Origin of the sequence: Streptomyces sp. NBC_00885 (assembly GCF_045207475.1) — a bacterium.
In the GTDB taxonomy this organism is placed as follows: domain Bacteria; phylum Actinomycetota; class Actinomycetes; order Streptomycetales; family Streptomycetaceae; genus Streptomyces.
This window is the reverse complement of record NZ_CP108796.1, coordinates 1,032,141-1,045,918: the sequence shown is the minus strand read 5'-3', so window position 1 is coordinate 1,045,918 and position 13,778 is coordinate 1,032,141. Positions and strand designations below refer to the sequence as shown.

Here is a 13,778-nt window from a genome sequence, read left to right as displayed (position 1 = left end):
CCACCCGCGCGGCGCCTGGTGAACGGATGTCCTCGCGCGGTGGTCAATGCCGAGAAATCGACTGACGGGCTGTCATCTTCGTTTTCTGGACTTGATTTCTGCTCCAAGTGTGCGGTTAAGATCCCGGAGGAAGTTGGGGGCTTCCAAGGAGGGAACACCCGTCTTTGGTGCGCCTCTTGTTGGTTGGACATGAGCCTTCGCATCCGTATGGAAATTTCCGGGCAGTGAACCGGAACTGAGGACTGGGGTAGGGATGAAGGCACGCAAGAAGCTCGTCCGCACGGTGGCCGCGACCACGGCCGCCGGCGCGTTCGCATGGCTGGCGATCACGGGCGCCGGTGCCACCGCGGGCGGGACCGCCACGGACGCCGCCGCGATGAAGTCCATCGCCGAGGACGGCCCGGGCTACGCCATCGAGGACTTCGGCTACCCGAACGCCGACAAGATCCTCGCCGAGCGGAACATCACCCTCAAGCGCGGTGACGGCCACATCCTCCTCGCCGACTGCGCGAGCGCGACCGACCTCATGGAGGTCTGGTCCCGCGAGAAGGAGAAGATCTGCTTCCGGGTCACCGGAACCAGCGGCTACCTGACTCTGGAGATCCCCTCGGTCTTCGCGGTCAAGGGCAACAACTACTCCGCCCAGGTCGACATGAAGGTCGGCGAGGAGGAGAAGACGTGGGACGTGAACAAGAACTCCTGGACCGCGGTGGGTGAGAGCGCCGATGAGCAGGGCCGCGACTTCATGCTCATGGAGATCCGCACCTCCAAGTAACGCCTGTACGGCACTGGCAGGGGTCAGCCGGCACTGCCGACAGGCACGGAGGCCGGATGCGCGTCCGGCCGTCACTCGATCGCTTCCCCACGCACCCGTTCACCGAAGGAAGAACCATGCTCGCACCCCGTCTGCGCCCGGCGCGGACAACCGTTCTGCTCTCCGCCACCGCGGTCGCCGCAGGTCTGATCTCGGCCGCCCCCGCCCTGGCGGTGGCAGGTCCTGAGGCTCCGGCCGACCAGTACAAGTCCGTCGTGAAGCTGAACATCGGCGACGAGGCCAACTCCCGTGCCTGCACGGCGACTCTGGTCGACGCGAACTGGATCGTCACGGCCGCCAGCTGCTTCGCCGGCACCCCCGGTACGTCGGTCCCGGCCGGCAAGCCGGCGCTGAAGTCCGTCGCCACGCTGTCCGACGGCAGGGCCGTCGAGGTCGTCGACCTCGTGCCCCGTACCGACCGCGACCTGGTCCTGGCCCGCCTGGCCACCGCCGCCACCGGTCTCCCGATCGTCAGGATCGCCCCCGCGGCGCCCGCAGCCGGCACCGACCTCACCGCGGCCGGGTTCGGACGTACGAAGACCGAGTGGGTCCCCGACAAGCTCCACACGGGCACCTTCGCCACGAACGCGTCCGACACCGGCACCATCACCATCACCGGCAAGGGCTCCGACGTCCTCTGCAAGGGCGACACCGGCGGTCCGCTCCTCAACGCGGCCGGCCAGCTCGTCGGCGTCAACAGCCGCTCCTGGCAGGGTGGTTGCCTCGGCACTGCCACCACCGAGACCCGCACCGGGGCCATCTCCGCGCGGGCCGACAACCTGAGCGTGTGGTCCGCGGAGGTCCGCTCGCTGACCGCCGGCTGGAAGACCGAGGCCGTCGTTCAGGCGGGCACGTCCCTCTACCAGGGCATCCGCCTCGAGGACGGCGCCTGGACCGGCTTCACCGACGTCCAGTCCAAGGCCGGGGGCATCGGCGGCGTCCGCACGGCCACCGTCGCCGGGATCAACGGTGACACCCATGTGGTGGCGCTCGGCAGCAACGGCCGCATCTACCACACCATCCGCAAGGCGGACGGCACATGGGGCACCTTCGGAGACGTCGGTGCCGAGGCCGGCGTGCTCTCCAATGTCACCCAGGTGTCCGCCGTCTCCACCGGCAGCGAGATGCAGGTGGTCGCGGTCTCCAACGGCAAGGTCTTCCACACCGTGCGCCGCGCGAACGGTACCTGGGCCCCCTTCGGTGACGTCGCCGCCGTGAGCAGCCCCATGAGCGGCGTGACCTCGATCGCCACCGCCAACACCGGGGGCGAGCTCCAGGTCATCGCCATCACCGGCGGCAAGGCATACCACACCCTGCGCACCACCGCCGGTCACTGGTCCGTCTGGGGCGACGTCGCCCAGGCCGCCGGCGCCACCGGCCCGATCACTTCCGTGGCCATGGCCGGGATGGGCAGCACCGCCCACATCGTCCTCGCCACGGACAACGGTACCCGCCAGTACCACGCCGTCCGCCTCGGCACCGGCGGCTGGAGCACCTTCAAGGAGCTGACGGCCCACCTCGGCAACATCACCGTCAAGTCCGTGGGTGCGGCCGGCGTCGACCATGACGTCGAGATCGCCTTCACCACCAGCGACAACCGGGTCGTGCACACCTCCCGCAACACCGCCGGCGCCATCTTCACGAACCCGGTCGCGGTGCCCACGATCCAGGGCATCGCCGCCACTCCGCTCGGCTCCATCGCCCTCGCCGGCACGCTCTGATACCGAGCCGGCTCTCCGCACCCGCCCACCGTCCCCTTCGGGGGCGGTGGGCGGGCACAGTCATGTCTGGAACTGTCCGGCCGTGAACAGGCCACCAAGTCTTCAACCTGGCGGACTCGTTGGCGGCTCGATTGCACTGAGGATGCTGCCAACGGCCCGCGGAGCCGGCCGCGGCCGCGGACGACGTGACGGATTTCTCGGTGCGGTCCGGGGCGCCGTTTCGTAGGCTGATCCCGCCTGTCGGCCTTGAGGGTGGGGTAGAGGGCTCCTGAGGCGTCTTTGCATGTGCCCGACGTGGCGTCAGGGAACTCAGTAACCGGTCAGCATGGCTACCGGGAATCCTGGTGAAAAGCAGTCGTAAAGCGAGCCGTTGTAGAGTGAAAGAACCGCCCTTGACCTGGAGGAAGCAGGCAGGGAGCAGACATTCCGGGAGTTTCTCGATGCTTCGTACCATGTTCAAGTCCAAGATCCACCGGGCCACCGTGACCCAGGCCGACCTGCACTACGTCGGATCCGTCACCGTCGACTCGGCGCTCATGGAGGCAGCCGATCTGCTCCCCGGCGAGCTCGTCCACATCGTCGACATCACCAACGGCGCCCGCCTCGAGACGTATGTCATCGAGGGCGAACGCGGCTCCGGCGTCATCGGTATCAACGGTGCGGCCGCCCATCTCGTCCACCCCGGCGACCTGGTGATCCTGATCAGCTATGCCCAGGTCGACAACGACGAGGCGCGCACACTGGTGCCGAGTGTGGTCCATGTCGACGCGCAGAACAGGATCGTCGCGCTCGGCTCGGACGCCTCCGCGCCCGTACCCGGCAGTGATACGGAACGCAGTCCGCACGCCGTCGTGTGACCACCCACCCAGCGCCACAAGGAGCGAGCCCGCCATGGCAGAACGCGACATCCGTGACAACAGGCCGAAGGGACTCCTGGAGGCGTACGAGGACGGTCGCGTGACGGGCCGCGTCGTCTACTTCACGCTCGACGCGGATCCCGCGGCCCTGGTCGCCGTGCACACCGTGGTGGAGCCGGAACACGAGGGCAAGGGCATCGCGAGCGCCCTGGTGCGGGAGTTCTATGCGATGGCGGCACGCGAGGGCGTACCCGTCGTGCCCCTGTGTCCGTACGCCGCCAAGTGGGCCACCAAGCACCCCGACGAGGCCCCCGTGGCCCCGGCCGAACTGGTGCAGGAGGCCAAGGCGCAGCTCGAGGCCGACCACGCGGAGCTCTGGTAGTGCCCACCGGCCCCTCCGGGACGCTGGCGCTGCTGCACACCTCGCCGGTCCATGTCCCGGTCTTCGAGGGGCTGCGGGACGCGGACCATCCCGGCCTCGGGATGCTTCATCTCGTCCGCGAGGACTTGCTCGCCCGGGCCCGGGAGGAAGGGGCCGAGGCCGTCGCCCCCGCCGTCGCGGACGCGCTGGCACAGGCGGTCGACGAGGGGGCGAGCGCCGTTCTGTGCACCTGTTCCACGATTGGCGGCGTTGCCGAGGCATGCGCCGCCGAGCTCGGTGTGCCGGTGCTGCGGGTCGACCGCCCGATGGCCGCGGCGGCGGCCGCGGCCGACCGGATCGTCGTGGTCGCCTCCGTGCACAGCACCCTGGAGCCGACCCTCGCGCTGATCCGTGAAGAGGCCGCTGGACGGGGCGTCGACCTGCGCACACTGCTCGTCGAGGGCGCCTGGGAGCTGTTCGAGGCGGGCGACCGCGACGGGTATCTGGACGCGGTCGCCACCGCCGTCGACAGGGTGCGGGAGGCGGATGTCATCGTGCTGGCCCAGGCGTCGATGGCGGACGCGGCAGTCCGGACGACGACCGCCGTCCCCGTTCTGTGCAGCCCGCGGGCCGGACTGCGGGCCGCCGCCGGGGCCATCGCGTCCGGCGCATGACGCGTGGACCCGGCGCGCGTGGGCACGCGCAACGGGAGACATTGGGAACGCACGACTCCGTAGCTCAGGAGGTCCGGCATGACCCAGCCGCCCGTACCGCCTTCGCCGCCCCTCCCGGGACCTGATCCGGGGCCCCTGCCCAGCCCTGTGCCGCCTCCGGCACCGCCCCCGGGACCCCCGCCGGACCCCATTCCGCAGCCGCCGGGCCCGGGCCCCCGCCCCGAGCCCGTACCCCCGCCGGAGCCGGAGCCCCAGCCGGGGCCTTCGAGCTGATCGTCTCAGCGCTGGCCAGCCGGCGTGCGCAGACTCAGTCGGTGCCCACCTCCGAGCGGTCGCCGCCCCAGAGCGTGTGGAACGAGCCCGCCCGGTCGGTCCGCCGGTAGGTGTGCGCACCGAAGAAGTCGCGCTGCCCCTGCGTGAGCGCCGCGGGCAGCCGCTCCGCGCGCAGCGCGTCGTAGTACGCGAGGGCCGCCGAGAAGCCCGGCGTCGGCACGCCCTGCCGTGCGGCTGTCGCCACCACCTCGCGCCAGTCGTCCTGAGCCGCGCCGATCTCGTCGGCGAACTGCTTGTCGGAGAGCAGACTGGGCAGGTCGCGCTGCGCGTCGTACGCGCCGCGGATACGGTCCAGGAACGCCGCCCTGATGATGCAGCCGGCCCGCCAGATCGCGGCCACCGAACCGAGGTCGATGTCCCAGTCGTACGCGTCGCTGCCCGCCTGGATCTGGTGGAAGCCCTGGGTGTACGACACGATCTTGGACGCGTACAGCGCCTGCTCCACACGGTCGGCGAAGCGCCCGGCCTCGGCCGGGCTCAGCGGCTGCGCCGTCGGCCCGGGCAGCGTGCGTGAGGCCTCGCGCAGCTCGGCATGGCCCGACAGGGAGCGGGCGAACACGGCCTCCGCGATGCCGGAGACCGGCACACCCAGATCGAGCGCGATCTGCACGGTCCAGCGGCCCGTGCCCTTCTGCTCCGCCTGGTCGGTGACGATGTCGACAAAGGGCTTTCCGGTCGCGGCGTCCGTGTGGGCCAGCACCTCCGCCGTGATCTCGATCAGATACGAGTCGAGGCGCCCGGTGTTCCAGGTGCGGAAGGTCTCGGCGATCTGCGCGGGGGAGTAGCCCGCGACCGCGCGGAGCAGGTGGTACGCCTCGGCGATCAGCTGCATATCGGCGTACTCGATGCCGTTGTGGACCATTTTCACGAAGTGCCCGGCGCCGTCCGGGCCGATGTGCGCGACGGTCGGGGTGCCGTCGGGAGCCTTCGCGGCGATCTTCTCGAGCAGCGGTCCGAGCGAGGCGTACGACTCGGTGGAGCCGCCCGGCATGATGCTCGGCCCGTGCAGCGCGCCCTCCTCGCCGCCCGAGATGCCCGTTCCCACGAAGTGGATGCCGCGCTCCCGCAGCTCCTTCTCGCGGCGGACGGTGTCGGCGAAGTGGGCGTTGCCGCCGTCGATGATGACGTCGCCCTCTTCGAGCAGCGGCGCGAACTCCTCGATCACGGCGTCGGTCGGATCGCCGGCCTTGACCATGATGATCAGCCGGCGCGGGCGCTCCAGAGCCGCGACGAACTCCTCGGGCGACTCGGCGGGCACAAAGGTGCCCTCGTCGCCGAACTCCTCGACCAGCGCGCGCGTCCTGGCCGCCGTGCGGTTGTGCACGGCGACGGTGAGGCCGTTGCGGGCGAAGTTACGGGCGAGATTGCGGCCCATCACCGCGAGCCCCGTGACGCCGATCTGGGCTGTTCCACTCATACGTGCGCTCCTGGATGTCCGTCGGAAAATCCGGCCTCTACGCATACGTACGCGCGCAGCCGGCCATTCATTGATCCTCAAGCCCTGCCCATGCTTCCGTATTTCCGTCGTGGCCGAATCCCGGCGCGGCTTCTGTGTGCGCCCGCGGGCAGGGTTTCGGACGCCATATCGGGGGGAAGCGGGCACCGCCGCAGGGCGTGGGACTCGCCACGGGCAGTGCTACCAGGGCCGACGCCCCGGCGAAACGGGCACGATCGGGCACAGCGGATCCTGTGAAGAGCCTGGTCGAGCCCCCGTACCTGCTTGTACAAACGACGCATGGGCCCGAACGGACGCCGGGCCGACAGCACAAGCACAAGCAAGGAAGTGTGCCGTGGACACCGAGGAACGCCGACGGGGAATTCTCGAGTCGGCCCGCCGGGACGGGTCGGTCGACGTCAACCGGCTCGCCGCGCAGTTCCAGGTGGCCAAGGAGACCATCAGGCGGGATCTGCACGCCCTGGAAGAACACGGCCTGGTGCGGCGTACGCACGGCGGCGCCTACCCCGTCGAGTCCGCCGGCTTCGAGACCACGCTCGCGGTACGGACCACCCGTCACGTCCCGCAGAAGTCCCGGATCGCCGCGGCCGCTTCCGATCTCCTCGGTGACGCCGAGACGGTCTTCGTCGACGAGGGCTTCACCCCGCAGCTCGTCGCGGAGGCCCTGCCGCGGGACCGGCCGCTGACCGTCGTCACCGCTTCCCTGGCGGTCGCGACCGTCCTGGCGGACGCCGAGAAGATCTCCGTACTGCTGCTGGGCGGACGCGTCCGCGGCGGCACCATGGCCACGGTCGACCACTGGGCCACCCGGATGCTCGCCGACTTCGTCATCGATCTGGCATACGTCGGCGCGAACGGCATCTCCCGTGAGTACGGACTGACCACCCCCGACCCCGCGGTCAGTGAGGTCAAGGCGCAGGCCATGCGCAGCGCTCGCCGACGGATCTTCGCCGGCATCCATACCAAGTTCGGCGCGGTGAGCTTCTGCCGCTTCGCCGACGTCGGCGACTTCGAGGCCATCGTCACCGACGTGGGCCTGCCCTCGGCCGAGGCGCAGCGCTACTCCCTGCTCGGCCCCCAGATCATCCGGGTCTGACGCCGACGCGCCCCCGACGCCCGACTTCCTTACCCCATAAGAGTATTGATCCCGGCCACCGGGCCGGGGTTCAGGGCCCTCACGCCCTGAACCACCGATCACCGAGCCGCTACGAGCCATCAGGAGACATCATGCCCCTCCAGCGCCGACGACGTGGAATCCACCTGAGAGTGGGGGCCGGCACGGCCGCCATGGCCCTGCTCGCGGGGTGCAGCGGAGCAGGAGCATCGTCCTCGGGAGGGGGCGAGGCCGTGAACGTACTCATGGTGAACAACCCGCAGATGGTCGAGCTGCAGAAACTGACCGCGGAGAACTTCACCAAGGAGACCGGTATCAAGGTCAATTTCACGGTGCTCCCGGAGAACGACGTCCGCGACAAGATCAGTCAGGACTTCTCCAACCAGGCGGGCCAGTACGACGTGGCCACCATCAGCAATTTCGAGGTGCCGTTCTACGCCAAGAACGGCTGGCTGCACGGGCTCGACGAGTACGCGACGAAGGACACCGCCTTCGACCAGAACGACATACTCAAGCCCCTGCGGGACTCCCTCACCGCCAAGGACGGAAAGCTCTACGCCGAGCCCTTCTACGGCGAGTCGTCCTTCCTGATGTACCGCAAGGACGTGCTGGCCAAGAAGGGGCTGACGATGCCCGCGAAGCCCACCTGGCAGCAGGTGGCGGATCTCGCGGCCAAGGCGGACGGCGCGGAGAGCGGGATGAAGGGCATCTGCCTGCGCGGGCTGCCCGGCTGGGGCGAGGTCATCGCCCCGCTCACCACCGTCGTCAACACCATGGGCGGCACCTGGTTCACCCAGGACTGGCAGGCGCAGCTGACATCCCCGGAGTTCAAGAAGGCCACCCAGTTCTATGTCGACCTCGTGCGCAATCACGGTGAGGCGGGAGCGGCCCAGTCCGGGTACGCCGAGTGCCTCAACAACATGACCCAGGGCAAGACGGCGATGTGGTACGACGCCACAGCGGGAGCCGGGTCACTGGAAGCGGCCGGATCCCCGGTGAAGGGCAAGATCGGATACGTACCGGCGCCGGTGGAGAAGACGCAGAGCTCCGGCTGGCTCTACACCTGGGCCTGGGGCATGCAGAAGGCGTCCAAGAAGACCGACAACGCCTGGAAGTTCATCTCGTGGGCGTCGAGCAAGAAGTACGAGGCTCTGGTCGGCGCGAAGAGCGGCTGGGCCAATGTGCCCGCGGGCAAGCGGGCCTCCACCTACGCCAACCCCGAGTACCGCAAGGCAGCGGGCGCCTTCGCGGACATCACCCAGAAGGCCATCGCGAGCGCCAACCCGGAGAACCCCGGCGTCCAGCCCCGCCCCGCGGCCGGGATCCAGTTCGTCGGCATCCCCGAGTTCACCGACCTCGGCACCAAGGTCTCGCAGGAGATCAGCGCCGCCATCGCCGGCCGACAGTCGGTCGACCAGGCCCTGGCCGACTCGCAGAAGCTGGCCGAGAAGGTCGGCAAGGAGCAGCAGTGAGTGCCTCCGTCACCACCCAGCCGCTGAACCCGCAGGTCCGCTCGAAGCAGGCGCGGCAGTCCAAGAAGCGCAAGGGAGGAGTACGGGCCTGGGCCACCCGGGCCCCGCTCCTTCCCGCCCTCATCTTTCTGATCGCCGTCACCCAACTGCCCTTCGTGGCAACGCTGGTGATCTCCCTCTTCGACTGGAACTCCCTCAGCCCCGACGAACGCAGCTTCGCCGGGCTCGCCAACTACAGCACCGTGGTCACCGATCCGGAGCTGCGTGACTCGGTCTTCACCACGGTCCTGCTCACCGCGAGCGTCGTCATCGCCACCGTGCTGCTCGGACTGCTGCTCGCCCTGCTCCTCGACCGCACGTTCTTCGGCCGCGGCATGGTGCGCACCCTGCTCATCACGCCCTTCCTGATCGTCCCCGTCTCGGCCGCGCTGCTGTGGAAGCACGCGCTCTACAACCCGGAGTACGGACTGCTCAACGGGGCCTGGAACTGGGTCGCCGGGCTCTTCGGCGACGACACTCCCGCCCAGCCCGACTGGATATCCGGCATGCCGCTGATCGCGGTCGAGGCCGCGCTGGTGTGGCAGTGGACGCCGTTCATGATGCTGATCCTGCTCGCGGGACTGCAGAGCAGGCCCGCCGACATGATGGAGGCCGCGCGCCTCGACGGCGCGAGCGCCTGGCAGTCCTTCCGCTATCTCACGCTGCCGCATCTGCGCCGCTATCTCGAACTGGGCGTGCTGCTCGGCTCCGTGTACATCGTGCAGAACTTCGACGCGGTGTTCACGATCACCTCCGGAGGGCTCGGCACCGCCAACCTCCCGTACACGATCTACCAAACCTTCTACCAGGCCCACGAGTACGGACTGGCGTCCGCCGCGGGAGTCGTCGTCGTGATCGGCACGATGATCATCGCGACGTTTGCGCTCCGGGTGGTCTCGTCCCTCTTCCGTGAGGAGGCGAACCGCGCATGACCGCTCATACCGCTCCCGCTCCCACAGCCGCACCGGCTCCGTCGAAAAAGCCGCCCGAGCTTCTGCCGCCCGCGGCCCGCCGGGCCAGGCGCCGGTCCGCCGTGCTGGGCCTGCTGGCCTGGGTTGCGGGCATCGGATTCTGTCTGCCCGCCGCATGGATGCTGCTGACCTCCCTGCACTCGGAGGCGGACGCGGCGACCAATCCGCCGTCCTTCGCGGCCCCGCTGAGCCTCGACAGCTACCGCGAGTTCTTCGGCGCGGGCGGCGGGCCGAGCCCCTGGCCCTCCCTGATCAACTCCCTGACGGCGTCAGCCTTTTCCACCCTGCTGGTGCTGCTCCTCGCCCTCCCGGCGGCGTACGCGCTCTCCATCCGGCGCGTACGCAAGTGGACGGACGTCATGTTCTTCTTCCTGTCCACCAAGATGCTGCCAGTCGTCGCCGGATTGCTGCCCGTCTATCTCTTCGCCAAGAACGCCGGGATGCTGGACAACATCTGGCTTCTCGTCATCCTCTACACCTCGATGAATCTGCCGATCGCGGTTTGGATGATGCAGTCCTTCCTCGCGGACGTACCGGTCTCGATCATCGAAGCCGCGCAGGTCGACGGCGCGCGCCTGCCCACGGTCCTGGCCCGGGTGGTCGCGCCCGTGGCCGCTCCCGGGATCGCGGCCACCGCCCTGATCTGCTTCATCTTCAGCTGGAACGAGCTGCTCTTCGCCCGCGTACTGACCGGTGTCGTCGCCCAGACCGCGCCCGTGTATCTGACCGGATTCGTCACCAGCCAGGGCCTGTTCCTCGCCCAGCTGTGCGCCGCGTCCGTCGTTGTGTCCCTGCCGGTGCTCGCCGCCGGTTACGCCGCCCAGGACAAGCTCGTCCAGGGCCTTTCCCTTGGAGCTGTTAAATGAGGGCAGCGATCGTCGAAGCCCCCGGCAAGGTCTCCGTCACGACGGTTCCCGACCCCACCCCGGGACCTCGGGAGGTCGTCGTCTCGGTGGCCTCGTGCGGTCTGTGCGGCACCGATCTGCACATTCTGCAGGGCGAGTTCGCGCCCACCCTGCCGATCCTGCCCGGGCACGAGTTCGCCGGTGAGGTCGTCGGGATCGGCAGGGACGTCACCGAACTCGCCGTCGGGGACAAGGTCGCCGTCGATCCGTCCCTGCACTGTCACGAATGCCGCTACTGCCGTGCAGGCCGCGGCAATCTCTGCGACCGGTGGGCCGCCATCGGCGTCACCGAGCCCGGCGGCGCGGCCGAGTTCGCCGTCGCGCCCGTCGCCAACTGCGTACGGCTGCCCGACCACATCGACGTCAGGGACGCGGCGCTCATCGAGCCGCTGTCCTGCGCGGTGCGCGGGTACGACGTACTGAACAGCAGCACCCTCGGCGCCCATGTGCTGATCTACGGCTCGGGGACCATGGGCCTGATGATGCTGGAGCTCGCCAAGCGCACCGGCGCCGCGAGCGTCGACATACTCGACATCAACCCGGACCGCCTCGCGACGGCGTCGGTGCTCGGCTGCTCCCGCTCGGCAGCCGGCGCCGGGGAACTGGAGCAGCCGGGGGGCTGGGACTTCGTCATCGACGCGACCGGCAATGCGGGGGCGATCCAGGACGGCCTGGGACGGGTCGCGAAGGGGGGCACGTTCCTGCAGTTCGGCGTCGCCGACTATGCGACGACCGCCGTGATCGAGCCGTACCGCATCTACAACCAGGAGATCACCATCACCGGCTCCATGGCTGTGCTGCACAGCTACGAGCGGGCCGCGGCGCTCTTCGCGAGCGGTGTGCTCGACCCGTCCGTCTTCATCAGCGACCGGCTGCCACTGGAGCAGTACCCCGAGGCCATCGACCGGTTCAAGGCCGGGCAGGGCCGCAAGATCGTGGTGGAACCGTGAGCGGCGGACCCGGCTCGGTGCTGGTCCTGGGAGAGGCGCTCATCGACCTTGTCCCCGTGCCCGGCGAGCCGGAAAGCCTGCGCGCCCAGTCGGGCGGCGCCCCCGCCAATGTCGCGGCGGGTCTGGCCCGCCTCGGCAGGCCCGTCGCCTTCGCCGGAGCCCTCGGCACCGACGGCTTCGCGCGGGCGATCGAACGCCGGCTCACGGACGCGGGCGTCGACCTCACCCTATGCGCCCGCCCCGACCTGCCCACGGCGCTGGCGGTCGCCGACCCGGGGGAGTCGGGGAACGGCTACCACTTCCACCTCCAGGACACGGCGACCTTCCGCTTCCCCGACCGGGCGGCCGACGTGAGCCGCTTCGGCGCGGTGTACGCAGGGGGCCTGGCGGCCGTCGTCGATCCGGCGGCCGGCGCCGTCGCGTCCACGGCGCGCGCCGCCGCCCGGCACTCGCTGCTCGTGGTGGACCCCAACGTCCGCGAGGACCGCACGATCGACCCCGGCCGGAGCCTGGCCCTGCTGCGTGACCTGTGCGAGCTCGCGCATGTGGTCAAGGCCAGCGACGAGGACCTGCTGGGGCTGTGGCCGGACTCGGCCCCGGACGAGACCTGCCGTCGGCTGGCCGCGGGCGGCCGCCTGGTGATCCTCACCCGCGGCGCCCGGGGTTCCACCGCCCACACCCCGTCGGGCCCGCCCGTCTCGGTCCCGGCCGTCCCGGTCGAGGTGGTCAACACCATCGGCGCCGGTGACGCCTTCATGGCGGGCGTCCTGGCCTGGCTTGCCACGACGGGTGGCTGGGAGCGCGCCCTGAGCCCGGAGCGGGCGGTGAGCATGCTGGAGTTCGCGGCACAGGTGGCGGCGTCGGTGGTCACCCAGCCGGGCACGGAGCCCTCGGCACCGGCCTCCGTATGAACTCTCGCCCCGCCGGACCATCCCCTCCGGCGGGGCCAGGGCCGGCCGGCCGACGATGTGATGGGCACCACTCCTGCGGTTCGGCGGGCCGCTTGCCTCCTGTTGCGACGGCATCTAGCCTCACGAGGGACGTACCGACCGGTAGGTACGTGCAGACCGCCCGCTACGGCCGAGGAGCCGAAGATGAGCCGCACCAACCGTCAACTGCGCCTGGCCGCCCGCCCCGTGGGGGAGCCCCGGTCCACCGACTGGCAGCAGGTCGAGGAGCCGGTCGCCGAGTCGGGCGACGGCGAGTTCCTGGTGCAGGTGCTCTACCTGTCGATCGACCCGGCGATGCGCGGCTGGATGAACGCGGGCAAGTCCTACATACGCCCCGTCGAAATCGGCGAGGTGATGCGCGCGGGCGCGGTGGGCCGGGTCATCGCCTCCCGGCACCCCGAATTCTCGGTGGGCGACCACGTCTCGGGCTCGTTCGGTGTCCAGGAGTACTGCGTCTCGGACGGGCGCGGTGTGACGAAGGTCGACCCGGCCATGGCTCCGCTGCCCGTGTACCTCGGCACCCTTGGCATGTCGGGCATGACGGCCTACTTCGGCCTGCTCGACATCGGCCGCCCCGAGCCGGGCCAGACCGTTGTGGTCTCCGGAGCGGCCGGTGCGGTCGGCAACGTGGTCGGCCAGGTCGCCAAGATCCTCGGCTGCCGGGTCATCGGCATCGCCGGGGGAGAGCGCAAGTGCCGATCGTTGGTGGAGGAGTTCGGGTTCGACGCCGCGATCGACTACCAGACGGAGGATGTGCGCAAGGCTCTGCGCGAGCACGCTCCCGACGGTGTCGATATCTACTTCGACAACGTCGGCGGCGACATCCTGGACGCGGTGCTGACCAGGCTGGCGCGCGGCGCCCGGATCGTCATCTGCGGTGCGATCTCCCAGTACAACAACACTGAGCCGGTCAAGGGACCGAGCAACTACATGTCTCTGCTGGTCAACCGCGCCTCCATGACGGGCATGGTGGTCTTCGACTACGCCGACCGCTACGGCGAGGGTGTCGCGCAGCTCGCCGAGTGGCTGGCAGACGGACGGCTGGTGTCGAGGGAAGACGTCGTGTCCGGCGGGGTCGAGACCTTCCCCGAGACCCTGATGCGGCTGTTCCGCGGCGAGAACCTCGGCAAGCTCGTTCTCCAGATCGCGGACGCGTGATCC

At 69.7% G+C, this 13,778-nt stretch carries 13 protein-coding genes; 12 read left to right on the top strand and 1 reads right to left on the bottom strand.

All coding sequences use genetic code 11. From position 1 onward, the window contains the following. Nucleotides 1-253: 253 nt before the first annotated feature. The 5 genes from OHA61_RS04820 (at nucleotide 254) to OHA61_RS04800 (ending at nucleotide 4,427) form a co-directional block, all read left to right on the top strand. Entirely contained in the window at nucleotides 254-775 is a 522-nt protein-coding gene (locus OHA61_RS04820; protein WP_406301851.1) for a hypothetical protein, read from the top strand. Nucleotides 776-891: 116 nt separating this feature from the next. Then, entirely contained in the window at nucleotides 892-2,535 is a 1,644-nt protein-coding gene (locus OHA61_RS04815) for a trypsin-like serine protease (RefSeq protein ID WP_406301850.1), read from the top strand. A gap of 440 nt (nucleotides 2,536-2,975) precedes the next feature. Next, nucleotides 2,976-3,392, top strand: coding sequence for an aspartate 1-decarboxylase (panD, locus tag OHA61_RS04810; RefSeq protein WP_406301849.1), 417 nt, complete (start codon nucleotides 2,976-2,978; stop codon nucleotides 3,390-3,392). Further along, entirely contained in the window at nucleotides 3,295-3,774 is a 480-nt protein-coding gene (locus OHA61_RS04805; protein WP_406301848.1) for a GNAT family N-acetyltransferase, read from the top strand. The genes panD and OHA61_RS04805 overlap by 98 nt, the downstream gene beginning before the upstream one ends. Next, nucleotides 3,774-4,427 (top strand): aspartate/glutamate racemase family protein, encoded by a 654-nt coding sequence (locus tag OHA61_RS04800; RefSeq protein ID WP_406301847.1) that lies wholly within the window; start codon nucleotides 3,774-3,776, stop codon nucleotides 4,425-4,427. The genes OHA61_RS04805 and OHA61_RS04800 overlap by 1 nt, the downstream gene beginning before the upstream one ends. Nucleotides 4,428-4,734: 307 nt before the next feature. On the opposite strand, the gene gndA is transcribed toward OHA61_RS04800, so the two are convergent. Beyond that, on the bottom strand, nucleotides 4,735-6,177 hold the full coding sequence (gene gndA, locus OHA61_RS04795) for an NADP-dependent phosphogluconate dehydrogenase (protein WP_324980804.1): 1,443 nt from the start codon (nucleotides 6,175-6,177) through the stop codon (nucleotides 4,735-4,737). Between the two features lie 373 nt (nucleotides 6,178-6,550). Here gndA and OHA61_RS04790 point away from each other — a divergent pair, with 373 nt between their 5' ends. The 7 genes from OHA61_RS04790 to OHA61_RS04760 all read left to right on the top strand — a co-directional run bounded on the left by OHA61_RS04790 (nucleotide 6,551) and on the right by OHA61_RS04760 (nucleotide 13,775). Continuing rightward, nucleotides 6,551-7,312, top strand: a complete 762-nt coding sequence (locus OHA61_RS04790; protein WP_389369455.1) for a DeoR/GlpR family DNA-binding transcription regulator — start codon at nucleotides 6,551-6,553, stop codon at nucleotides 7,310-7,312. Between the two features lie 131 nt (nucleotides 7,313-7,443). Next, nucleotides 7,444-8,802, top strand: coding sequence for an ABC transporter substrate-binding protein (locus OHA61_RS04785; RefSeq protein WP_406301846.1), 1,359 nt, complete (start codon nucleotides 7,444-7,446; stop codon nucleotides 8,800-8,802). 23 nt (nucleotides 8,803-8,825) lie between these two features. Next, nucleotides 8,826-9,773, top strand: a complete 948-nt coding sequence (locus OHA61_RS04780) for a carbohydrate ABC transporter permease (protein WP_406307278.1) — start codon at nucleotides 8,826-8,828, stop codon at nucleotides 9,771-9,773. Next, entirely contained in the window at nucleotides 9,770-10,678 is a 909-nt protein-coding gene (locus OHA61_RS04775) for a carbohydrate ABC transporter permease (protein ID WP_406301845.1), read from the top strand. The genes OHA61_RS04780 and OHA61_RS04775 overlap by 4 nt, the downstream gene beginning before the upstream one ends. Then, nucleotides 10,675-11,667, top strand: a complete 993-nt coding sequence (locus tag OHA61_RS04770; protein WP_361904754.1) for a zinc-dependent alcohol dehydrogenase family protein — start codon at nucleotides 10,675-10,677, stop codon at nucleotides 11,665-11,667. The genes OHA61_RS04775 and OHA61_RS04770 overlap by 4 nt, the downstream gene beginning before the upstream one ends. Continuing rightward, nucleotides 11,664-12,578 carry a PfkB family carbohydrate kinase gene (locus tag OHA61_RS04765; RefSeq protein WP_406301844.1) on the top strand — a complete coding sequence of 305 codons (915 nt, stop codon included), beginning with the start codon at nucleotides 11,664-11,666 and terminating at the stop codon, nucleotides 12,576-12,578. The genes OHA61_RS04770 and OHA61_RS04765 overlap by 4 nt, the downstream gene beginning before the upstream one ends. Before the next feature lie 183 nt (nucleotides 12,579-12,761). Continuing rightward, on the top strand, nucleotides 12,762-13,775 hold the full coding sequence (locus tag OHA61_RS04760) for an NADP-dependent oxidoreductase (RefSeq protein ID WP_406301843.1): 1,014 nt from the start codon (nucleotides 12,762-12,764) through the stop codon (nucleotides 13,773-13,775). Nucleotides 13,776-13,778 lie beyond the last annotated feature (3 nt).

Excerpts from the sequence above, each read along its gene's own strand:
- OHA61_RS04820 (WP_406301851.1), top strand. The coding sequence starts at position 254 with ATGAAGGCACGCAAGAAGCTCGTCCGCACGGTGGCCGCGACCACGGCC.
- OHA61_RS04815 (WP_406301850.1), top strand. The coding sequence starts at position 892 with ATGCTCGCACCCCGTCTGCGCCCGGCGCGGACAACCGTTCTGCTCTCC.
- panD (WP_406301849.1), top strand. The coding sequence starts at position 2,976 with ATGCTTCGTACCATGTTCAAGTCCAAGATCCACCGGGCCACCGTGACC.
- OHA61_RS04805 (WP_406301848.1), top strand. The coding sequence starts at position 3,295 with ATGTCGACGCGCAGAACAGGATCGTCGCGCTCGGCTCGGACGCCTCCG.
- gndA (WP_324980804.1), bottom strand. The coding sequence starts at position 6,177 with ATGAGTGGAACAGCCCAGATCGGCGTCACGGGGCTCGCGGTGATGGGC.
- OHA61_RS04785 (WP_406301846.1), top strand. The coding sequence starts at position 7,444 with ATGCCCCTCCAGCGCCGACGACGTGGAATCCACCTGAGAGTGGGGGCC.
- OHA61_RS04775 (WP_406301845.1), top strand. The coding sequence starts at position 9,770 with ATGACCGCTCATACCGCTCCCGCTCCCACAGCCGCACCGGCTCCGTCG.
- OHA61_RS04770 (WP_361904754.1), top strand. The coding sequence starts at position 10,675 with ATGAGGGCAGCGATCGTCGAAGCCCCCGGCAAGGTCTCCGTCACGACG.
- OHA61_RS04760 (WP_406301843.1), top strand. The coding sequence starts at position 12,762 with ATGAGCCGCACCAACCGTCAACTGCGCCTGGCCGCCCGCCCCGTGGGG.